We start from the raw sequence: 22,941 nt of genomic DNA, 5'->3' as shown, positions 1-22,941 counted from the left end.
CCACGCGGCCACGAAGTCACGCACTAACAGCTCCTCGCCGTCGTCCGCCGCGTAGACCTCGGCCATGGCGCGGAGCTGGTCGTTTGCCCCGAATACGAGGTCGACCGCGGTGGCCGTCCACTTGACCTCGCCGGTGGCTCGGTCCCGGCCCTCGAAGGTCTCCGCGGTCGCGCCGTCCCCGGACGTCGCCGTCCACTCCGTGCCCGTGTCGAGCAGGTTCACGAAGAAGTCGTTGGTCAGCGACCCGGGTGCCGAGGTGAAGACGCCCAGCGGGGACTGCTGGTAGTTCGCGCCCAGGACACGCAGGCCGCCGACGAGGACGGTCATCTCCGGTGCACTCAGGTTCAGCAGGTTCGCGCGGTCGACCAGGAGGTACTCGGACGGCAGCCGGTTACCCTTCCCGCGGTAGTTGCGGAACCCGTCCGCGGCCGGCTCGAGCGCGGCGAAGGACTCGGCGTCGGTCTGGTCCTGCGACGCGTCCGTGCGTCCCGGGGTGAACGGGACCTGGACTTCGTGGCCGGCGTCCCTGGCGGCCTGCTCGACCGCGGCGCACCCGCCGAGCACGATCAGGTCGGCCAGCGAGACCTGCTTGCCGCCGGTCTGAGCGCTGTTGAAGGACTCCTGGATCCCCTCCAGGGTGCGCAGCACCTGCGCCAGCGTGTCGGGGTCGTTGACCTCCCAGGTCCGCTGGGGCTCGAGGCGGATGCGGGCCCCGTTCGCCCCGCCGCGCTTGTCGCTGTTGCGGAACGTCGACGCCGAGGCCCACGCGGTGGAGACGAGCTGGGAGACCGACAGCCCCGAGGCGAGGATCCGTTCCTTGAGGGTGGCGATCTCCTCCGCCCCGATCAGCTCGTGCGTCACGGCGGGGACGGGGTCCTGCCAGATCAGCGTCTCCTGCGGGACCAGCGGCCCGAGGTAGCGCTGAATCGGGCCCATGTCACGGTGGGTCAGCTTGAACCAGGCGCGGGCGAACGCGTCCGCGAACTGGTCCGGGTTCTCGTGGAAGCGCCGCGAGATCGGCTCGTAGATCGGGTCGAACCGGAGCGCGAGGTCGGTCGTCAGCATCGTCGGGGGTCGCTTCAGCTCGCCCGTCTCGGGGTCGGGCACGGTGTTGGCCCCGGCGCCGTCCTTCGGCTGCCACTGGTGGGCACCGGCGGGGCTCTTGGTCAGCTCCCACTCGTAGCCGAACAGGTTGTCGAAAAAGCCGTTGTTCCACGTGGTCGGCGTGGCCGTCCAGGTGACCTCGAGGCCGCTGGTGATCGCGTCCCGGCCCTTGCCGCTGCCGAAGCTGTTCTTCCAGCCGAAACCCTGCTCCTCGATCGAGGCGCCCTCGGGCTCGGGGCCGACGTAGCGGTCCGCGTCGGCGGCACCGTGGGCCTTGCCGAACGTGTGCCCGCCCGCGACCAGCGCGACGGTCTCCTCGTCGTTCATCGCCATCCGCCGGAACGTCTCCCGGATGTCCCGGGCCGCGGCGAGCGGGTCCGGGTTGCCGTTCGGGCCCTCCGGGTTGACGTAGATGAGACCCATCTGGACGGCGGCCAGGGGGTTCTCGAGCTCCCGTTCACCGGTGTACCGCTGGTCGCCGAGCCAGGTGCGCTCGGGGCCCCAGTAGACGTCCTCGTCGGGCTCCCAGACGTCCGCCCGGCCGCCGGCGAAGCCGAAGGTCTTGAAGCCCATGGTCTCCAGGGCGCGGTTGCCCGTGAAGATCATCAGGTCGGCCCACGAGATCTTGCGGCCGTACTTCTTCTTCACCGGCCAGAGCAGCCGGCGCGCCTTGTCGAGGTTCCCGTTGTCGGGCCAGCTGTTCAGCGGTGCGAAGCGCTGCATGCCGGCGCCCGCGCCGCCGCGGCCGTCGTCGATGCGGTAGGTGCCCGCGCTGTGCCACGCCATCCGGATCATGAGCGGGCCGTAGTGGCCGAAGTCGGCGGGCCACCACTCCTGCGACGTCGTCAGCACCTCGTCGACGTCCCTCGCCAGAGCGTCGAGGTCCAGGGTCTGGAACTCCGCGGCGTAGTCGAAGTCCCCGCCCATGGGGTTGGCCACGTCGGAGTGCTTACGGAGGATCTTCAGGTTGAGCTGGTTCGGCCACCAGTCGCGGTTGCCGGCACCCTCGGTCGGATGATTGCGGCGCCCGGCCGAGACCGGGCACCCGCCCGCGCTTTCCACGTTCATCTCACCGACAACGGCGTCAGGGCTTTCGGTCACGAGAATCCTTCCGGGATCAGGGGGGTGTGCTTCAGGAACTGATTGCGGTGGAGCAGTCGGGGCACAGGCCCCAGTAGATGACCTCGGCTTCCTCGATCGTGAAGCCGTAATCTTCGAGCGCCGTCAAACAGGGCGTGGTACCAACGGCGCAGTCGACATCGACGATGGCGCCGCAGGACCGGCACACGAGGTGGTGGTGGTTGTCCCCGACCCGCGCCTCGTAGCGTGCCACGGAGCCCAGCGGCTGGATCTGCCGCAGCAGACCCGCGCCGGTCAGCGCGCGCAGCACGTCGTAGACGGCCTGGTGGGACACCTCACCGAGATCCGCACGCACGGCACCGATGATCGAGTCCGTGTCCGCGTGCGGATGATCGTGTACCGCCGACAGCACCGCCACGCGAGGACGCGTCACACGCAGCGCGACCCCACGCAACATGCGCTCGAAGTCCGAAGTCGTTGGCACAGGCCGTAGTGTGCCCTATTTTCTGGAATCAATCAAGATTCTGCTCCGGTGTGTCCTACACCTCGCGATGGCCGGTCCCGTCGATCCGGGTGTCGGCGACGGGGCGGCTGGTGGTGGCGGCGAATCGGGCACGTCGTCCAGCAGGAACGCCGGGGCCCGCGGCGCCTTGCCGGCGCGGGCGTGGTGGAAGTCGGCGCGGTCACGTCACCGAGCGTGGACGCGGGTTTCGTGGATAAGGGACATTGTCCAGACCTTCGCCAGCGCCGCCGTCGCCGTGACACCGGCAAACGGCCCATTGTCCAGACGTAACAGGCCGGCTACTGTCGACAGTGGACAGATCGCCACTGTGGTCGACCGCCGTTCCTGGCACGTGCCGGTGAATTGGTGATCAAGTACGGCCGTGCGTGCCTGGCTCCGGCGCGGCGGGGGAGGGACCGTTCAGCGACAGCCGCAGGCCCCGCCACAGCAGCCTCCGGTCGGCGCCGGCGCGGCGGAACCGGTCAGCGCCACCGTGGTGAGTAGCTTGACCGTGTCGGTGTGGCCGTCCGGGCAGGTGGCGGGCGCGGCCGACTCGCTCATCGGCCTGCTCAACGAGAACGTGCTGGAACAGTCGCGGCAGCGGTAGTCGTAGGTCGGCATGCTCGCTATTGTCCCTGAACCCGGATGGCACGGTCGGACGGGTTTCCCGGCGACCCTGCACCGTTGCCCGGCCACGACGTCCCGGTCAGGGACTCGCCAAGGGCGGTCGTCATGTACGGGACATTGCGCCCGGATCGGTTGCCCGCGACGAGCCGCTTTCGCGAAGCACGCGGGGTGTTGCGACACGGCGCTGGGCGTGACGTCGATGTTCTTGTCTCCACTGCCTCCGCCCGGCCCGCTGCTGCTGTCCGCGTGTGGCCGGCTCGAGGTGTCACCGAGACGCGGACCGAAATCTCCGGCGATGGGATTCGTGCCGCGGCCGCGCGGGTTCGCCAGCTGTGGCCCTGGGAGCCGGAAAGAGCCCGGCGGGTTTCGCCACCGCCGCCGGTGGTGCCCGAAGGCGGCTGGTTCGACCAATATCATCCGCGGCACACCACCGAAGGATGACGCTGCCAGCCCTCGCGTGGCTTCCAGTATGGAAGTCGAGGCCTCCCGGCTCGGCGCGGTCGTCGCGACCGGGCAACTCGCGGGTCGCGAAAGCCGAACTCACCGGTCGTGCAGGCTGGACTCGCGCACCTGACGAAAATCAACAAAACCGACCAGGACTCTTGCCAGACCGCACACCGGGTTGCGATCATCTCAGGCGCAGGCCCGACGTCGCGCCGCGCTGCTGGTACCGGCGAGGGGCCATTGCCGGAACTGGCCGGAGGTGTCGGTATGGGGTGGTCCAACCCTGGCTGGCAGCGCGTCGCAGCCATCGTCAGCATGTTCGCGCTCGCTCTCGCCGGTTTGGGCGGCCAGCGTCCGGCACGCGCCGCGACGGCCGGCCCGGCCCCGGCCCCGGCGCACGCGGTGACCTACGACGGCTACTCGTTCCTGGTCGACGGCAAGCGAACCTATCTGTGGTCGGGGGAATTCCACTACTTCCGGCTGCCCAGCCCCGACCTCTGGCTGGACATCTTCCAGAAGATGAAGGCCGCCGGCTTCAACGCCACCTCACTGTATTTCGACTGGGGCTATCACTCGCCCGCGCCGGGGAAATACGACTTCACCGGGGTGCGGGACGTCGACCGGCTGCTCGACACGGCGCACCAGGCGGGGCTCTACGTCATCGCCCGGCCCGCGCCGTACATCAACGCCGAGGTCGACGGCGGTGGCCTGCCGGGCTGGATGTCCACGAAACCGGGCGACAACCGCGGCGCGGATCCGCGGTTCCTCGCCTACGCCGACGAGTGGCTGTCCCAGATCGACCGGATCCTCGCGCGGCACCAGCTGACCAACGGCACCGGATCGGTGATCGCGTACCAGGTCGAGAACGAGTACTACAACGGCTCGGCCGCGGGGCGCAGCTACCTGCGGCACCTCGAGGACAAGGCCCGCGCGGACGGCATCACCGTGCCGCTGACCGGCAACAACAACGGCACCTTCAACTCCGGCACGGGTGCGCTCGACGTGGACGGGCCGGACTCGTACCCGCAAGGTTTCAACTGCTCGAACCCGGCTCGATGGCGGGGCGTCCCGGACATCAGCTACGACCACCCGGCGGGCAAGCCGTTGTACAGCCCGGAGTTCCAGGGAGGCGCGTTCGACCCGTGGGGTGGTCCCGGCTACGACAAGTGCGCGCAGCTGATCAACGACCAGTTCGCCGACGTGTTCTACAAGCAGAACATCGCGGTGGGCGCGACGGCGCAGAGCTTCTACATGACCTACGGGGGTACCAACTGGGGCTGGCTCGGCATGCCCGAGAACTACACGTCCTACGACTACGGGGCGGCGATCCGGGAGACCCGCCAACTCGACCCGAAATACTACGAGGACAAGCTGATCGGTTACCTGACTCAGTCGGTGGCGCCGTTGACGAAGACCGACAAGATCAACACCAGTGCTCCGGACAACAGGGCGGTCGTCGACACGGCCCGGATGAACCCCGACACGAAGACGCAGTTCCACGTGCTCCGGCACGCCGACTCCACCTCGACGTCGGTCGACACCACACACGTTTCCGTTGACCTCGACGCCCAGCCGGCGACCGAGACCGCCTGTACCTACGACGACACCGACCCGGCGCTGCACTACAGCGGTTCCTGGTCACACGTGTCCAACACCAGCTACACCGGCGGCGACTACCAGAACACCGAGTCGTTTTCCAACCAGGCCGGCGATTCGCTCACCGTGCCGTTCACCGGCACGGCGGTGCGCTGGATCGGGTCGAAGACCGGAAACCACGGCTACGCCGACGTCTATCTGGACGGCACGAAACAGGCCACTGTGGACGCTTCCGGCGGCCAGAACCAGGCCGTGCTGTACCAGGCGAGCGGGTTGAGTGACGGGGCGCACACGCTGAAGATCGTCGTGGACGGCACGCACAGCGGTTCTTCCACCGCCGACTACGTCGCCGTCGACGCCATCGATCTGACGGCCGGACCCGTCGTGCGGCCGCCCACCTACCCGGTGGTGCCGCAGCAACCCGGCACCGCGATCACCCTGAACGGCCGGGACTCCACCATCATCGTGGCGAACTACAAGATCGGCGAGTCGCAGCTGCGGTACTCCACGTCGGAGATCATGACCAACGCGACGATCGGCGACCGGGACGTGGCCGTGCTCTACGGAGGCCAGGACACCGACGGCGAGACCGTGCTCCGCTACTCGTCGCGGCCGACCGTCACGTCCTCGGGCGGGGCGGTGGACACCACCTGGGACGCCGGCACCGGGGATCTGCGGCTGAACTACCGGCACAGCGGGCTGGTCCGGGTCACTGTCTCCGGAGGGGGCGCGCGGCCGTTGCAGTTGCTGCTCGCCGACAAGCCCACGGCCGAAACGTTCTGGCGACAGGACACCGCCACCGGCCCGGTGCTCGTGCGCGGCACCCATCTCCTGCGCACCGCGACGAGCCTGGACGGCGGCGCGACGCTCGCGCTCACCGGCGACAACGGCACGGACCCTGGCGTCGAGGTCTTCGCCACCGCACGCGACGTGACATGGAACGGCAGGCCGGTCCGGACCACGCCCACCGGACTCGGCAGCCTTGCCGGCACCATCCCGGCCGCTGTTCCGGTGACGCTGCCCGCGCTCACCAACTGGAGGCACCAGGAGGAGTCGCCGGAGGCGGATCCGGGATTCGACGACTCGACGTGGGCGGTCGCGGACAAGACGACCTCCAACAGCATCACACCCGTGACCGGTGGTCCGGTGCTCTTCGCCGACGACTACGGCTTCCACACCGGAAACACCTGGTACCGCGGCCGGTTCCGGGCCACCGGCAAGGAGAAGGGCATCCACCTCACCTCGGACTCGGGAGGCGGGGCCCAGGCGTTTTCGGTGTGGCTGAACGGCGTCTTCCTCGGCAGTTCGACGACCGGCACGGGCGATTTCGTACTCCCTGCGAACGCGCTGAAGACGGGTGAGGACAACGTGTTGTCCGTGCTCACCGTGAACATGGGGCACGAGGAGGACTACAACTCCACCAACAACAACAAGTCCGCGCGCGGCCTCACCGGGGCGACCCTGACCGGCGCGCCGCTGACCTCGATCAGCTGGCGGCTGCAGGGCGTCCGTGGCGGCGAGGACCCGATCGATCCCGTTCGCGGCCCGTTGTCCACCGGTGGGCTGTACGGCGAGCGGGCCGGGTGGTCCCTGCCCGGTTATCCGGACGGCGGGTGGGCGAACGCTTCGCTCCCGGCGACCGACACGCGCCCGGGCGTCTCGTGGTACCGCACCAACGTCGACCTGGCCCTGCCGGCCGGGCAGGACACGTCCCTCGGACTCACCATCACCGACGACCCATCCCGCGCATACCGCGCGACCCTGTTCGTCAACGGCTGGCAGATCGGCAACTACGTCAACGTCCTGGGACCGCAGAAGAGCTTCCCGGTGCCGGACGGCATTCTCGACCCGCATGGGGGCAATACGATCGCGATCGCGGTGTGGAACTCCGACGGCGGCACCGGCGGTCTCGGCAAGGTGGAACTGACCAACTACGGCAGCTACACCTCGTCGTTGCGGGTCGGCCAGAACTTCGGCCCGCGCTTCGATCCGCGCAAGTACGCGATGCCGAAAGCACCCGGCGCCACCGTCGGCCTGGATGTGCCGGACACCGCGAACCCCGGGCAGACTTTCACGGCCACCGCCGTCGTCAGCGTGCCCGCCGGTAATCCGCCGGCGTGGAACCTCGCGCCGGCGCTTTCGGTTCCGTCCGGCTGGACCGCGACGGCGGCGAGCCCGGCGGCGGTGGGCGTCCTGTGGCCGGGCCGATCGACGCGGTTCACCTGGCAGGTGACCGCGCCAGCCGGCACCCTTCCGCAGTGGTCCGCACTGCGGGCGGCCGTGGGCTACACCCAGCGCGGCGTCCGATCGTCCATTCAGGACGAACGTATCGTCCGGGCGGTTCCACCGGTGCCGCCGGGCGGCGGCGACGCCGTCAGCGACCTGCCCTTCCTCTCCGCGACCAATGGCTGGGGACCGGTCGAGCGGGACACCAGCGTGGGCGAAAACCAGGCCGGAGACGGTAAGCCGATCACGATCGACGGCGTCACCTACGCCAAGGGCCTGGGCACCAATTCCGTGAGCGACGTGCGGATCTATCTCGGCGGAACCTGCTCGGCGTTCACCAGCCTCGCCGGTGTGGACGACGAGACCAAGGGAGCAGGGACCGTGACGTTCACGGTCCTCGCGGACGGAGTTCCGCTCGCCACCACACAGACGATCAAGGGCAGGACGGCGGCGATGCCGATCAGCGCCGGTGTGGCCGGCGCCCAGGTGCTCGACCTCGTGGTGGGCGACGCGGGCGATGGCAACGGTAACGACCACGGTGACTGGGCCGACCCGACGCTCACCTGCGGGTGAGCAGGCGAAGGGTGTGTTGTTCGCCAATTCTGTCAGTGTGGCGACGACCCCCGCCACCGGCGTCCTGCCGGCCCATGACCGGCTCCGTACCGTCCACGGTGACCGTGTTCCCGGGAACCGCGGTGATGGTGATCGGGGCGCCCGGCCGGCCCGACCCGTTCGCGGTAACGTCCGGACCAGGCAAGTCGCGATCACCGCGAGGGCCGGTAAAGAGTTGTTCGGAAAGACCCGCGGACACGCGCTCGCGTCACCGATTCCGATCTCGCCTCGCGCCCGATTTGCCCGATATGCGGCAGTCTGCGTAGTTCCGGCACGGTAGAAGACAGATCGGATGTCCGTCAAACGTCGGCCAATGCGCAGAGGCCCTGTGGACGGCATTCCTGAACCGGCAAGGCAAAAACCTTCGTTTCGGCGCTGCCGTGACGGAAGGACCGGACGCACGACGACGCATGACACGGCACTGGCCTGACTCGGCACCAGGATGTCTTTGGCAATGGCGGCGGCCAGGAGTATCGTTTTGTATCGCGTTCGGCACGGTGGTGACGCGGCGTACCACCGCGCGGGCCCTCGGGTCTACCTGCATGCCGAAATCTGAACAAAGCGCACTGGCAATCCTCGTCAAGGAGGCGGTGCGTCATGAGCACCGAAGCCACCCTGGCCCATCCCGAAGACGTCGGTCTGAAACGGGACATCGGTCTGATCGGCCTGATCTGGACTTCGGAAGGGTCGATCATCGGTTCCGGCTGGCTGTTCGGCGCGCTGTACGCCGCACAGGCGGCGGGAACCGCGGCCATCATCTCCTGGATCATCGGGGCGGCCGCGATCATCACGCTGGCGCTCGTCCACGCCGAACTGGGCGGAACGTATCCCGTCGCGGGCGGCACCGGCAGATTCCCGCACTACGCGTTCGGCAGCGTCGCCGGCGCGTCGTTCGGGTGGTTCTCCTGGCTCCAGGCGGTCACCGTGGCGCCGATCGAGGTCATGGCCGCCATCAACTACGCCAGCGTGTACCTGCCGTGGCTGCAGCAGGGCGAGAACCAGTTGACCGGCGCGGGCTACGCGGTCGCGGTGGCGCTGATGGCGGTCTTCGTGGTCATCAACTTCCTGGGTATCCGCTGGCTGGCCAACGTCAACAGCGGGGCGACCTGGTGGAAGGTCGGCGTCCCGGTGCTCGCCATCGTGGCGCTGGCGGCAACCGCGTTCCACGGAAGCAACTTCGGAGTCGGTGGCTTCGCGCCGTTCGGCGCGGCCGGCGTGCTTTCCGCGGTGAGCACCGGCGGGGTGATCTTCGCCCTGCTGGGTTTCGAGCAGGCGGACCAGCTGGCCGGGGAAAGCCGTAACCCGGCGCGGGACATCCCGATCGCCGTGCTCGGGTCCATCTTCATCGGTGCCGTCATCTACCTGCTGCTGCAGATCGTGTTCATCGCGGCGCTGCCGTCGACCGCGTTCGCGAACGGCTGGGCGAACCTGAGCTTCCCGGCCAAGGCGGGACCGTTCGCCGGGCTGGCCATCGCCATCGGCCTGGGCTGGCTGGCCACCATCCTCTACATCGACGCGATCGTCTCCCCGGGCGGGACCGGGATGATCTATGTCACGGCCACTTCCCGTGTCTCCTACGGGTTGTCGCGCAACGGTTACGTGCCGATGGCGTTCGAGCGCACCACCCGGCGGGGCGTGCCGTGGTTCAGTCTGCTGTTCGCGTTCGTCGTCGGGCTGGTGGTGTTCCTGCCGTTCCCGACCTGGCAGAAACTGGTCGGGTTCGTCACCTCGGCGAGCGTGCTGATGTACGCCGGGGCGCCGCTGGCCTTCGGCGCGCTGCGGAAGCAGGACCCGGACCGGTACCGACCCTTCCGGCTGCCCGCCGGGAACTTCTGGTCGCCACTGGCGTTCGTCGTCGCCAACCTGGTCATCTACTGGGCCGGCTGGGACACGCTGTGGCGGCTCGGCGTCGGGATCGCACTCGGCTACCTGCTGCTGGGCCTGGCCGCCGGGCTGAAACTCAACCCGCGGACCCCGAGGCTGGACTGGCGGTCCGCGCAGTGGCTTCCCGCGTACCTCATCGGGATCGGCCTGATCTCCTGGCAGGGCGGTTTCTGCAGCGGGGGCCCGGCGAGCACGGCCAGTTGCGGCGCGCGGAACCACCTGCCGCTGTGGTGGGACATTCTCGTGATCGCCGTGTTCAGCCTGGCCATCTACTACTGGGCGCAGGCCGTCCGGCTACCGCGGGAGAAGACTCAGGACTACATCGCGGCGCATCCGGTCAAGCTCGCCGCCTGACACCGGCGCGGCGCCCGGTCGCCATGCCCAGGCGTGCCGTTGGCCCGCTGTTCATCTGGCACGCCCGGTTCATTCATGCGCGGGGGTGACGATCTCGGGCATGACCGATACCGAGGATGTCACGCGAGGATTCCGGATCAGCAGGCGCGGTTTGTTCGTGGGCGGTGCGGGCCTGGGCGGAGCGGTGGCGCTGGGCGCCCCGGCCGCGGTGGCGGCGCCCGAGCTGTGGCGCCGGCCGGGGGCGAGTGGGGCGCCACCGGTGGCGGGACTGCATCTGCAGTTCGGCGCGGACGCTTCCGGTGAGCTCGTGGTCTCCTGGCACACCACCGCATCGGTGTCCCGCCCGCGGATCCTGCTGGGCACGCCGGACGGCGGTCTCGGCCACACGACCGAGGCCGAGACCACGACCTACCGGGACGCGAAGTCCGGCACCGAGGTCCAGGTGCACCACGCTCGCCTGTCGAACCTGCGGCCCGGCACCGACTACGTTTACGCGGCGGTGCACGACGGCGCCGCGCCGGAGCTGGGCACCGCGCGGACCGCGCCCCGTGGCCGAGCGCCGTTCCGGTTCACCAGTTTCGGCGACCAGGGCACCCCGACGCTGGGCAAGCTGTCCGGGAGCGCCTGGGTCAACGACAACCTCGGCTCGCCGTCGGCGGGCGACGTCACCGCGGCGGTCGAGGCGGCCGCGCCGCTGTTCCACCTCGTCAACGGCGACCTCTGCTACGCCAACCTGTCCACCGATCGCGTGCGGACCTGGTCGGACTGGTTCACCAACAACAGCCGTTCCGCGCGTCACCGGCCGTGGATGCCCGCGGCCGGCAACCACGAGAACGAGCTGGGCAACGGGCCGATCGGTTACGGCGCCTACCAGACCTACTTCACCGTGCCCGATTCCGGCGCGGACCCGGAACTGCGCGGCCTGTGGTACGCCTTCACCGCCGGGTCCGTGCGGGTGATCAGCCTCAACAACGACGACGTCGCCTACCAGGACGGCGGGAACTCCTACGTGCACGGCTATTCCGGCGGCGCGCAGCAGCGCTGGCTCGAGGCCGAACTCGCCCGGTCCCGGGCCAACCCGGACATCGACTGGATCGTGGTGTGCATGCACCAGGTCGTCGTGTCCACTGTGGACAAGTTCAACGGCGCGGACCTCGGCATCCGGGAGCGCTGGGTGCCGCTGTTCGACCGCTACGGGGTCGATCTCGTCGTGTGCGGGCACGAGCACCACTACGAACGCTCGCACCCGATCCGCGGGCAGCAGCCCAACGACACCCGCACCCCGATCCCGGCCGACACCCGCACCGATCTCATCGACACCACTCGCGGCACGGTGCACATGGTGATCGGCGGGGGCGGCACTTCCGCGCCGTCCAACAAGCTGTTCTTTTCGCCGGCACAGTGCCGCGTGATCACCGGTGTCGGCCCCACCGACCCCACCACCGGCAAGAAGCCGCCGATCTACGTGCTCGAGGACGCGCCGTGGTCGGCGATGCGCGACCCCGATCACGCCTACGGGTTCGCCGCGTTCGACGTCGACCCCGGCAAGCCCGGCGGCAACACGACGATCACCGTGACCTATTACGCCGTCACCGGCCCGTACGGCTCGGTGACCCCCGTCGACCACTTCACACTCACCAGGCCACGCGGTCGCTGACCGGCCTGCGGTCCAGAGCGGAGAAGGTCGCCAGCGTCAGCGCCGCGCTCGCGAATCCTTTGCGGGGTGAGGACGGAGCTGTTCTCTCGTAACGTTCTGGGAGAGGGGGCCGACCGTGCATCGATTCCGCGGCCGTGATGGCCTGGACCTGGTTTACCGCGAGAGAGGGTAACGCCGTCCCCTGGTGTTGTTCCACGGGTTCACGTCCGCCGGGTCGCAATGGATCGGGCACGGTCACGCGGCCGCCATCGCCGCACACGGCTACCGCGTCATCCTGCCGGATCCGCGCGGCCACGGTGACAGCGCGCGTCCGCACGATCCGGCGTGCTACCCACCCGACGTGCTGGCCGGCGACGGGCTCGCCTTGGTCGATCGGCTCGGACTCGACGACCATGACCTCGGCGGCTGCTCGTTGGGCGGCCGGATCGTGTTGCGGATGCTCGTCCGCGGCGCTCGCCCGGCCCGCGCCGTCGTGGCGGGCCAGGGACTCGACGCGATCGACGGGGCGACCAACCGCACCGGCCGCCACCGCCGGGTGCTGACCGTCCTCGCCGGAGGGGACACCATCGAGCCCGGATCACCGGACGAGGAAATGGCGTACTGGATCAACCAACCGGGCACCGACCCACAGGCGCTCCTTCATGTCCTGGACACCCACGTCGCGACCTCTGACGCCGCGTTGCGCCAGGTCGCGACCCCCACCCTGGTGGTGATCGGCGACCAGGACGACGACCACGCCTCGGCCGACGTGCTGGCCGCGGCACTGCCCAACGCGCGATTCGCGCGGGTGCCGGACAACCATTTCACCGCGCTGGACCGGAGTTCGTGACGGCGATGGTGACCTTCCTCAAGACCGTCCTGACAAGCGGACGTCCTGAACTGCCGGTCGAGGTCGGTCGAAGAGCGAGGGATTACTCGCGCTCGATCTTTCGCAGCCCGTGCGCAGGCGTCCACCACTCGACGACGAGCATCGTCGCCTCCCCGTTGAGGTGGGTGTGCACGACCTCGGCGATGTCGGCGTGGAAGCGGTCGCCGTCCTGTCCTTGCGTGGTCGGTCCGGCAGCGATCGCCCGACCGGAGATCTTCGCCTCGCCCGGCCACCGCGCCTCGGCGCCCTCGACCGGGTCGACCGTGGCGCTGTGCAGGGCGAACCGCGGATCCCGGCGGAGATCCGCGCCCTTGCGGGCGTTCGGCATCGAGCCGAAAACCAGTTCGCCGTCTTCGAAGGCAACCTCGATCCCGGAGATCCGCGGGGACCCGTCGGCTCGCACGGTGGCAATGGTCTTGTGCCGGTGGGCATCCAACAGCGCCCACACGCGCCGCGCGAACTTCGGCTCTGCCTGTTCGACATCCTGCCATGCCGTCATACGTTCATGATCGCACCGATGACCGACAGGCCGCTGGTCGACAGGCCCGTCCGGTTTGTTCGCGGGCCTCACTCACGGTTGATCACGGTGGCCGGTGTGCTCAGCTCGATCTGGGCCAGGAAGGGGTTGCGCTCGGCCTGTTCGCGGTAGGACGCGGGGTCGCGGACGCAGTCGGGGCACCAGTGGCCGGCGGTGAGGACGAGACGGGGGCTGCCGGGGAATTCGTGGCCGAAGGCGCATTGCCAGCGCAGCGGTGTTTCGACGTCACCGGGGTTGACGTCCGTGGAGAGCAGTTTCCCGCCACGGAATCCCGCGGCGCCAGCGTAGTCGTCTCTGGTCCAGGTGGCCGGATCCTTCGACTCGTCGTAGCCGTGGTCGAGGTAGCGAGGAGTCCGGTCGGGGTTCGGTGGTTCGAACGTCGACCAGTCGCCGATGGCCTCCCATTCGGCGCGCGAACCGAAGTAGGCCTCGATCTTCTCGATGTCGTTGTCCCTGAGGAACCGCATGGTGCCGCGCGGCCGGAGGGTGAGCGGCTTGAGCACGAGGTGCTTGACCAGCCAAGTGGGTACCTTGCCCGCGTGCCGGACGGCCGCCGGTGCGCTCGCGACCGCCCGGGCCAGCGCCGTGTCGAAGGTGTCGTGGCGGAACGGGACGAGGTCGTGGAGCCGGTCGGAGTCGGTGTACCACTGCCCGTGGAAGTTCCGGGTGGCGAACCAGTCGCGCGCGTACCAGCGCCGCAGGTCCTTGACGCCCATGGCCGCGAACATCCGGGTCTGTAGCTCCCAGTTGGTCAGCCGCCAGCCGGCGCCGCCGCCGATGTTGTGGACACCGCCCCAGAATTCCGGCGGGGTGCCGGGGTCGCAGATAGTGACCAGCAGCCGGGCGGAGTCTTCGACGGACACCCACTCCATGACGCCCGCGAACGGGCAGTGCGTCATGATCGGGTCCCGGATCTCGAGCACACCGGGGTGGAAGATGGCCGTCTGGCGCAGCCAGGCCCACTTCGGCAGGCCGGAGTCGACCAGCTCCCGCTCGGCGACGATCTTGCTCTGGCCGTACTCGTCGAACCGGGAGACGCGCAGCGGGTCCCCGACCCGGCCCCAGTGGTGAGGCGGGTTGCGGTCGCCGGTCTCGGCGACCGAGCCCACCATCACGACGCCGATCGACGCCGGGTCGGGCTGGGCCTTGACCGCGCGGATGATGTTGCGCGCACCGCCCACGTTGACGCGCCGTGTCAGCTCGGGGTGATCGTCGGCGAGCGGGGAGACGACGGCGCCGAGATGCAGGACGACGTCCGCGCCCCGGACGCATCGCTCGACCGCGGCGTAGTCGGTGAGGTCGCCGAACGCGACTTCCAGGTTTTCCATGTCCGCGAAGGCGTTCATGGCCTCGCGGTCGCGCGGAGTCGGCAGCACGAGCGCCACGACGTCGAAGTGGCCGGCACGTTCGGAGAACTCCCTGAGCACGCACCGCCCCCAGTTTCCTGACGCACCGGTCAGGAACACTCGCCACCGCGCGACGCTCATGTCGCCTCCTCGTCTGTGGACCGAACCGGTGGTCGCGCCGGCGCCGAGGTGCTTTGGCGGGCACCCCGGCGGTTCGCGCGGGGCGTCAGCCAGTGTAGGAGACGGAGAAACCGTCGCCGGTGGAGTTGGGATTGGACGGGGTGGAGTAGTTGGTCCCGTTCTGCTGGAGGATGATTTTGTCCGAGCTGGTGAGGCCGGGACCGGCGCCGTTCGCCTTGAGGTTCTTGAAGCTGAACTTCGAGAAGTCCGCCACGCCCGACTGATCTCCGCCGACCGTCGGGGCCTCCTGGATGTACTCCACCGACTCGCCGGGACCGGTGTAGGTCTTGGTGGCCGACCACGACCGGCCGGTGGTGTTGTTCTTCAACGAGATCTTCCAGGTGCCGCCGCTGACCTTCGCCACCGAAGCGGTGATCGAGTCGCCCGGCGAGACCGGCACGCTGGAGATCGTCACCGAATAGTCGGGCAGAATTTCCCACCAGGCCGAATATTCGGCCGCGCCGCCCGCGTAATCGGATTCCGTGCCGGTCTGGATGAGGTTGGAATTTTTGTCGCCGTCGATGCCGACCCAGGCCGAGGAGTAGGTGTCGGAATCGGTGGGCGAAACCGACGGCACGGTCCAGGTCGCGGTCGCCGAGGTGTCGCCGCTGCCGGTTTCGGCATAGCCGGACCAGTTCGACGAATACTGCGCGTTGGTGGTGTGGCCGAGGAGGTGGGCGCGGCCGTGTTGCTCGGCCGCGGCCGCGGGGGAGGCCGCGGCCGTGGCGACGGTCAGCGCGAATCCGGCCGCGAGTACGACGGTTCTCCGGGTGAATATCCGGGCAGGGGATTTCCGACCCATTTTGGTCTCCTGGGGAATGGGGATGAGGGAGCGGCGCCGCAGGAAAATTATTAGCGACTGGCCAGGGAACCGGGCAAGAAGCCGGGGACGGAGTCCCTACTTTCGTCGTGTCGCAAAAAGGATAAGCGGGCCGTGCGGGCGGCATCGGCGCATATCGCGCACCAGGTTTTTGTATAACGATCTATACGGCGCGGCGTCGGCGCTCGCCGGCGTGCCCCACGGCGTGCCCTCACCGGTCTTGTCGGACCCACTCGCTAACGTGGTCACGTCGTCACGGATGGGAGCGGGCATGCAACGAGTGCCGCCGGAGTTGTTCCGGTTCAGCGTCGGTGAGTATGCCGAGCTGTACACCGCCATCCTGCACGCGTTCGCCGAGGCCAACGAGCGGCTCGAGACATCGCTGAGCCTTGACCGGGTCCGGAGCCGGTTGCGCACCGTCGGCTGGTTCGACGCCCTCACCGACGACGATCTCGCCCGTGCGCTGAGCCGCCTCAAGGAGTGGCGGCTGGTCGACGTCATTCAGAACCATGCCGAGAACTACCGGTCCGCCGAGGAGTACGAGCGGCGGAACCTCCAGTATTCGCTGACGCGGCGCGGCGAGGCGGCGTTCGCCGGGGTCCAGCACGCGCTCACCGTGCTCGCGTCCACCGGGGCATTGCAGACGGCGGTCCTCGACGCGATCTCCGATCGGCTGACCGAGCTGGATGCACTGCTCGCCGAGCCCGCCGTGGCCGACCGGAAGGTCTACACGACGCTGACCGAGCTGGAAACCCACCTGGATGCCCTGCGTACCAACACCAAACAGTTCAACGGTGAGTTGCAGCGGTTGCTGCGCGCGGAGGGCGCCGATCTCACCACCTTCCACGAGGTCAAGATCGCGACCGTGACGTACCTGCAGGAGTTCGTGACCAACCTCGACCAGCGGGTGCACAGCATCGCCGCCGGTGTCGCCCGGATCGAAGAACACGGCGTGCCCCGGCTGCACCATCGGGCGTTGCTGGGCGCGGAGCTGCCGCCGGTCCCTGGGGCGGACCCGGTGCCGGACTGGCTCGATCACCGGCGCACCCGGTGGGCGGGGCTGCGCGCGTGGTTCCTGCCCGAGGACGACGGCCCGGCCCGGGCGGAGCAGTTGCACACGGTGGCGCGGCGCGCGATCGTGACCCTGCTGCAGGTGCTGGACCGCATCACCGAGTCGCGCAGGCGGGCCAGCAGCGCGGTAGCCGACTTCCGGGAACTGGCCAGGTGGTTCGAGCTCGCGCCGGGCGAGCAGGACATGCACCGGCTCTGGTCGGCGGCGTTCGGGCTGGGCTCGGCGAGGCATGCCCATCTCGCGCACCCCGATCCGGAGCTGGCGAGCGCGAGCGGCAGCTGGCTGGACCCACCGTACGTCCAGGTGTCACCGTTGCTGCGCAGCGCGGGACGCACCGAGCGTTTCACGCGAACGGGCAGGGTTCGCGACGTGGCGGCCCTGAAGCGAGAACGCGCGGAACGTGCTCGTGCGCAGCGGGCCGAACTGCTGCGGGCATGGCGCCTGCTCGACACCGGCGGCCTGGTGCGGCTGTCCGATTTCGGACAGCTGGATCACGCGACCTTCGAGCGGCTGCTCGATCTTCTCGGCCGGGCGTTCGGGCTGCGCCCGGACGCGACGGGTGTCCGGCGCGCGGTGACGGCCGACGGCAAGGTCGAAATCCTGCTGCGGCCACCGCCCGATGACCGGGTGGCGCGGCTTCGCACGCCCCGAGGTCTGCTGGCCGGCCCGGACTACCTCGTGGACGTCAGCACGGACGCGCGGCAAGCGGGCGAGGAGGCGACGGGATGAGGGGAGGAGCATGAGCAACCTGACCAACCAGCTCGCCGTAGCCGAACGCGAAGACGTCGCGAGAGGAATCCGCGAGCTGCTGGCCACACCACTGGTCACGGAGCAGGCCAAGCCGGAGGCGTTCGAGGTGATCCGCCGTCGCCAGGTGCCGATCGCCCGGTGGTTCGACTACCACTGTGGATGGACGCTCGTGGTGGAGCCGCGATTCGGCTACGCGCGCCTGGCGAAGGTGCGTACCGACCACGACGCCACCCGCCCGGCCCGGCGCCCGCGGTCGGGGCGTGCGCCGTTCGACCGCCGCCGCTACGTGCTGTTCTGCGTGGTCGCCGCCGAGTTGCTCAGCGCACCGGTCACGACCGTCGGGCTGCTCGCCGACCGGGTGAAGCAGGCGACCGCCGCCGACCCCGTGGTGGCCGCTTTCGACACCGCGAGCCGCGCCGAGCGCATGGCCTATGTCGACGCGTTGCGGCTGCTGGAATCCCACGGAGCGGTCACGGTCGTCGACGGCAGCACGGAATCCTTTGTGGACTCCGCCGAGGCGAAGGTGTTGTACCGGGTCGACTCGACCTTGCTGATGCGGCTGCTGTCCGCGCCCCGGGGCCCGTCGCAGCTGGCGATGCCGGCCGATGAGATCAGCGCCAGGTGGCCGGAGCTGCTGGACGGCCTCACGCGGCAGCGCCGCTACGGACTCGCCGCCGACGGTAAGCCGACTTCTTCGGTGCAGCACAACCTGTGGCTGCGGCATTCCATCCTGCGCCGGCTCGTCGACGATCCGGTGGTCTACCGGCACGAGTTGAGTGAGGAACAGCGAGCGTATCTCGCTTCGCCGACGGGCCGTCAGATCGTGCGCCGGGCTGCCGAGCAGGCCGGCTTCGTGCTCGAGGAACGCGCGGAGGGGTTGCTGCTCGTCGACCCGTCCGGGCTCGCCACCGACAGCCGGTTCCCCGACGACAGCAGCACCGCGAACGTGGCCGGTCTGATGCTGCTCGACACCTTGCTGCGGGCGCGGGCGGGCCTGGCGCCGGAGCAACTGCGGGCCACGGCGGACGAACTGCTGCGCCGGTTCCCGAGGTGGGCGAAGACATATCGCGACGCCGACGGTACGGCACGCCTGGCCGCCGACGCGGTCACCGCGCTGGTTCGCTTCGGGCTTGCCGAGCACGCCGGCGCCCGCGTCCGAGCGCTGCCCGCCGCCACTCGCTACGCGGTCGCGGATCCGCGCACCAAGGAGCCCGGCGGCGAAGGGAACCGGCCATGACGGTCACCGCACTGCCGACCACCCATCCCGAGCCGGAAGGCCGGCCGACGTCCGGTGCGGCGGGCCGCTGGGTACCGGCTCGCGCCGGGATCCTCAACGTCTGGCGCTACTACGACGAGGTCTTCGAGTTCCACAATGGACGGCTGCTGCTACGCGGTCCCAACGGCACCGGAAAGTCGAAGGCTCTCGAGCTCCTGCTGCCGTACCTGTTCGACGCCAGCCTGCGCGCCAACCGGCTGTCCACGTTCGGCACCAGCGAGCGGACCATGCACTGGAACCTCATGGGCGAGGGTGCGACGGGAACCACCAGGGTGGGCTACGTCTGGCTGGAGTTCGCCGCCGGCACGGACTCGTGGTTCACTTGCGGCGCGCGCCTGCAGGCCAGCTCCCATACCAGCGCCGTGCACGCGGACTACTTCACCACGAGCCTCCGCGTCGGCCAGTCGCTGTCACTGGCCAACGAGGCGGGCTCGCCACTGACCAAAGCGGTGCTCGCGGAGCGGTTGGGGGAGCACGGCGCGGTGCACGCCAACGCGACCGATTACCGCAGCACCGTCCGCCAGACCCTGTTTCCGGGGCTGTCCGAGCAGCGTTACGACGCCCTCATCACCGCGTTGCTACAGCTGCGGACCCCGAAGCTGTCGCAGCGTCTCGATCCGGGGTTGCTGTCCACTTTGCTCTCTCGTGCCCTGCCGCCGCTCGGCCAGGACGAGGTCGCGGAGCTCGCGGAAGGGTTCGAGCGGCTCGACCGGCAGCGGGACCACCTGGTGCGGTTGGACAAGGAGACCGAGGCCGCGCGGATGGTCGCCGACCGGCAGCGTTCGTACGCTCAGCGGGTGCTCCGTGCCGCCTCCGCGGAGGTGATCTCGACCACCGACGAGCGGGACAGGCTGACGCGGATCGCGCGCGAGTCCGAAGAGGAGCATCGGGCCGCGGTCGCGGAAGAGAACGCGATCACGCGGCGCGCGGGAGAGCTGGAAGACACCCTCGAGCAGGTTCGCGCACGCATCGACGGGCTCACCAATCGCGAGGAGTACCGGCAGGGCCGTGAGCTGGACACCTTGCGGCAGCAGGAGCGCCGGGCACGCCAGGAGGCCGAGTCGTCGGCGGAGGACGCGGCGGCACGACAGGCGACCGCGCGGGACGACGCCGGCCGCGCGGCGACCGCCGACGAAGGGGTCCGGCGTTGGGAAGAGGCCGTCCGCGTCGCCGAATCCGGCGCGGAGCAGGCCGCTCGGCGCGCGGATCTGCACAACACCCATGCCGAGATTCGCGGCGAGCTCGGCGCGGGGGGTCAGCGAGCGCGTCAGTTGCTACGGGCCGCGGTGGCCGGGCGCAACGAGCAGATCGCGGCCGTGCGCGCCGCGCTCGAGAAGCACGAGCGCGCGGTCGAGACGAGGCGAGCCGCCGAGGAGCAGCTGGAACGGGCCCGCCGTGACCTGGCCGCCCTGACCGCCCATCGCGCTCGCGTCCTCGCCGCCTACGACGACATCCTGGCCAGGCAGCACGAGCTCTTGCTCGCCTGGGCGCGCGGCTGCGCCGAACTCGCCTTCGCCGATCCGGAAGACCTCGCCGGCCGGGCCGAGTCGGAGACCGCGGTGATCGAGTACGTGGAGGAAGCCACGAGGCGGCGGCTCCACGAAATCACGACCGAAGAGACGACCCTGCGCGCGGCCAGCACGGAGGCGCAGCGAGAGCGCGGGCGGCTCGCCGACGATCTCGCCGCGCTCCACGACGCCGTCGAGTTGCCGCCCGATCCTCCGCCCCACCGCACCGCGGACCGTTGCGCGCCGGCCGGTGCGCCGCTGTGGAAGCTGGTCGCGTTCGCCGAGGGGGTGCCGGCCGGCATCCAGGGCCGGGTGGAGGCCGCGCTGCAGGCCAGTGGCCTCTTGGACGCCTGGCTGACCTCCTCGGGCGCGGTCACCGTCGACGGGCACGACACCCTCGCCGGGCCCGACCTCCTCGAACCCGCGCCTGGCCGGTCCCTTCGCGACGTGCTCCGCCCCGAGCCGGATGGCCCGGTACCGGTCGAGCTCGTCGAGCGGCTGCTCTCGGCCGTCGCCTACGGTCCATCGTTGCCGGACGCCCATCCGGCCGCGGTGGGCGCGGACGGGCGGTGGCGGCTCGCCACGGTGACCGGCAGCTGGGCCAAGGACGAGGCTGCCCATATCGGAGCGGCGGCACGCGAACGGAACCGACAGCGGCGCATCGCCGAGCTCGCGGCCCGTGTCGCGACATGCGAGGCCGAGATCAGCCGGATCGGCACTGCGCTCGACGTGCTCGCCGGCCGGCGGCGGCTGCTCGACGCCGAGCGCCGCGAACGGCCACCGCACACACCGGTCGCCGACGCTCGCCGGGAGCTCGACGCCGCCGACGCGCATGTGGGCGCTGCCGACCGGACCGTCAATCACGCCACCGAGGCGTTGAGCGAACGGGAACGCCAGGCGGCCGCGGGGCTGCGCGAGCTCAGCCTCGCGGCGACCACGGCCAGAGCGCCCGCGGAGCGCGCCGCGCTCGACACGCTCGCGCGCGCGGTGGAGAGCTTCCAGGAGGCCGCCGCACTCTGGCTGGCCGAGCATGCCGACCTTGTCTCCGCACGGAATACCGCGGAGCTGCTCCGCTCGCAGGCACAGCGCTCGGCGGCCGCCGCGGAGCAGACCGCCGAGAAGGCGGAGCAGGCGCGTACCGGGGCACGGGCCCTTGCCGAAAAGGTACGCGCGGTGACCGATTCGATCGGTGCGGACTACCGCGAGATTCTCGCGGAGATCGAGCAGTTGCGTGGCACCCAACAGCGGCTGTCCCAGGAGATCAGGGCCGCGACAGACTCGTTGCGCGAGCTGGCTCGCACCATCGGCGGTCTCGAGGATCGGCTCGGGCGGGCGGCCGAAGACCGGGACAGTGCCACCAGCCAGCGCGATGTCGTCGTGGCCCGGTTCCGCCAGCTCGTGGCGGGCACCTTCCCGAAGGACACCGGGATCGAGCTGAAACTGTCCACTTCGGACGGTATCAAGGCCACGCTGCAAGCGGCGAGGAGTATCGCGGGCCGGTGGCCGAACGTGCCGCACGCACCGAGCAACCTCAGCGACGCGTTCAGCAGGCTGGCCGAAGCGGTCCACGAATGCCGCGAGGCGCTGGGCGGGCACGCCGACCTGGAGCTGGAAACCGACGACGAGGTGCAGGTCCTGACCGCGGTGGTGGACGGGGTCCGGGTGGGCGCGCGCGAGCTGCACGACAGCCTCCTCACCGAGGCGGAACGCGCGCGGGGCGACATCACCGCCGCTGAACGGGAGTTGTTCGACAAGACACTCACCGGCGACACCCGGCGTCAGCTCGCCGATCGCATCCGGCAGGCCGGAGAACTGGTCGATGCGATGAACGCTCGCCTCGAGCGCGTGCGCACGGCGTCGCGGATCGCGGTGCGGCTGGTGTGGCAGGTCGACACCGACCTGCCACCGGGCACGAAGGCCGCACGCGAGCTGCTGCTCAAGGATCCGGTGCGCCTGTCCGAGGGCGACCGTGAAGCGCTGCATCGTTTCTTCCGGGACCGGATCGAGCAGGCCAAGGTCGAGAACACGGCGTCGAGCTGGCACCAGCAACTCGCCCAGGTCTTCGACTACACCTCGTGGCACCAGTTCGTGGTCAAGCTCGATCGCGCGGACGGCAAGGGCTGGCAGCCGTTGACGAAGCGCATGCACGGTGCGCTCTCCGGCGGTGAGAAGGCCATCGCATTGCACCTGCCGTTGTTCGCCGCCGTGGCCGCCCACTATCAGGCGGTGCCGGAAGCGCCGAGGCTCATCCTGCTCGACGAGGTGTTCGTCGGCGTGGACTCGGCCAACCGCGGCCAGGTGTTCGAGCTGCTCACGTCGTTGGATCTCGACCTGGTGCTGACCTCGGATCACGAGTGGTGCACCTATCGCGAGCTGCCCGGTATCGCGGTGCACCAGCTGATCACCGAGGCCGACGACGACGCGGTCACCACGGCCCGCTTCGTGTGGACGGGCACCGGCTGGCAGGACGAACCGGAATGACGCTGTCGACCCGCGG

Annotated in this window: 13 protein-coding genes; 7 read left to right on the top strand and 6 right to left on the bottom strand. The window is 69.7% G+C overall.

Going from position 1 to position 22,941, the window contains the following annotated elements:
• The 3 genes from katG to VJT49_RS34125 all read right to left on the bottom strand — a co-directional run.
• The coding region (gene katG, locus VJT49_RS34135; protein ID WP_324169118.1) for a catalase/peroxidase HPI at nucleotides 1–2,205 on the bottom strand (2,205 nt) is incomplete at its 3' end.
• Between the two features lie 31 nt (nucleotides 2,206–2,236).
• On the bottom strand, nucleotides 2,237–2,668 hold the full coding sequence (locus tag VJT49_RS34130; protein ID WP_324169117.1) for a Fur family transcriptional regulator: 432 nt from the start codon (nucleotides 2,666–2,668) through the stop codon (nucleotides 2,237–2,239).
• 438 nt (nucleotides 2,669–3,106) lie between these two features.
• Nucleotides 3,107–3,307, bottom strand: coding sequence for a zinc ribbon domain-containing protein (locus VJT49_RS34125; RefSeq protein ID WP_324169116.1), 201 nt, complete (start codon nucleotides 3,305–3,307; stop codon nucleotides 3,107–3,109).
• 717 nt (nucleotides 3,308–4,024) lie between these two features.
• Between VJT49_RS34125 and VJT49_RS34120 the strand changes: the two genes are divergently transcribed.
• From VJT49_RS34120 to VJT49_RS34105, 4 genes are all read left to right on the top strand, one after another.
• Complete coding sequence (locus VJT49_RS34120; protein WP_324169115.1) at nucleotides 4,025–8,152, top strand: beta-galactosidase; 4,128 nt, start codon at nucleotides 4,025–4,027, stop codon at nucleotides 8,150–8,152.
• Nucleotides 8,153–8,788: 636 nt separating this feature from the next.
• Nucleotides 8,789–10,429, top strand: coding sequence for an APC family permease (locus VJT49_RS34115; protein WP_324169114.1), 1,641 nt, complete (start codon nucleotides 8,789–8,791; stop codon nucleotides 10,427–10,429).
• 100 nt (nucleotides 10,430–10,529) lie between these two features.
• Nucleotides 10,530–12,086: a metallophosphoesterase family protein gene (locus VJT49_RS34110; RefSeq protein WP_324169113.1), complete on the top strand. Its 1,557-nt coding sequence runs from the start codon at nucleotides 10,530–10,532 to the stop codon at nucleotides 12,084–12,086.
• Between the two features lie 184 nt (nucleotides 12,087–12,270).
• Nucleotides 12,271–12,915 carry an alpha/beta fold hydrolase gene (locus VJT49_RS34105; RefSeq protein ID WP_324169112.1) on the top strand — a complete coding sequence of 215 codons (645 nt, stop codon included), beginning with the start codon at nucleotides 12,271–12,273 and terminating at the stop codon, nucleotides 12,913–12,915.
• A gap of 82 nt (nucleotides 12,916–12,997) precedes the next feature.
• On the opposite strand, the gene VJT49_RS34100 is transcribed toward VJT49_RS34105, so the two are convergent.
• The 3 genes from VJT49_RS34100 to VJT49_RS34090 form a co-directional block, all read right to left on the bottom strand.
• Nucleotides 12,998–13,453 (bottom strand): pyridoxamine 5'-phosphate oxidase family protein, encoded by a 456-nt coding sequence (locus tag VJT49_RS34100; RefSeq protein ID WP_324169111.1) that lies wholly within the window; start codon nucleotides 13,451–13,453, stop codon nucleotides 12,998–13,000.
• 68 nt (nucleotides 13,454–13,521) lie between these two features.
• Nucleotides 13,522–14,979, bottom strand: a complete 1,458-nt coding sequence (locus tag VJT49_RS34095) for an NAD-dependent epimerase/dehydratase family protein (RefSeq protein ID WP_324169110.1) — start codon at nucleotides 14,977–14,979, stop codon at nucleotides 13,522–13,524.
• A gap of 85 nt (nucleotides 14,980–15,064) precedes the next feature.
• Complete coding sequence (locus VJT49_RS34090; RefSeq protein WP_324169109.1) at nucleotides 15,065–15,820, bottom strand: G1 family glutamic endopeptidase; 756 nt, start codon at nucleotides 15,818–15,820, stop codon at nucleotides 15,065–15,067.
• A gap of 289 nt (nucleotides 15,821–16,109) precedes the next feature.
• Between VJT49_RS34090 and VJT49_RS34085 the strand changes: the two genes are divergently transcribed.
• From VJT49_RS34085 to VJT49_RS34075, 3 genes are read left to right on the top strand one after another with little or no spacing between them, the layout of a single operon-like run.
• Nucleotides 16,110–17,639, top strand: coding sequence for a TIGR02677 family protein (locus tag VJT49_RS34085; protein ID WP_324169108.1), 1,530 nt, complete (start codon nucleotides 16,110–16,112; stop codon nucleotides 17,637–17,639).
• Between the two features lie 10 nt (nucleotides 17,640–17,649).
• A complete protein-coding gene (locus VJT49_RS34080; protein WP_324169107.1) occupies nucleotides 17,650–18,897 on the top strand; it encodes a TIGR02678 family protein in 1,248 nt (415 codons plus the stop codon).
• Nucleotides 18,894–22,925: a TIGR02680 family protein gene (locus VJT49_RS34075; RefSeq protein ID WP_324169106.1), complete on the top strand. Its 4,032-nt coding sequence runs from the start codon at nucleotides 18,894–18,896 to the stop codon at nucleotides 22,923–22,925. Before VJT49_RS34080 ends, VJT49_RS34075 begins: the two co-directional genes overlap by 4 nt.
• Nucleotides 22,926–22,941 lie beyond the last annotated feature (16 nt).

It is taken from the genome of Amycolatopsis sp. (genome assembly GCF_035276945.1).
GTDB lineage: Bacteria > Actinomycetota > Actinomycetes > Mycobacteriales > Pseudonocardiaceae > Amycolatopsis_E.
The sequence above is the reverse complement of the archived record's forward strand: the minus strand, read 5'-3'. Positions and strand labels throughout refer to the sequence as shown.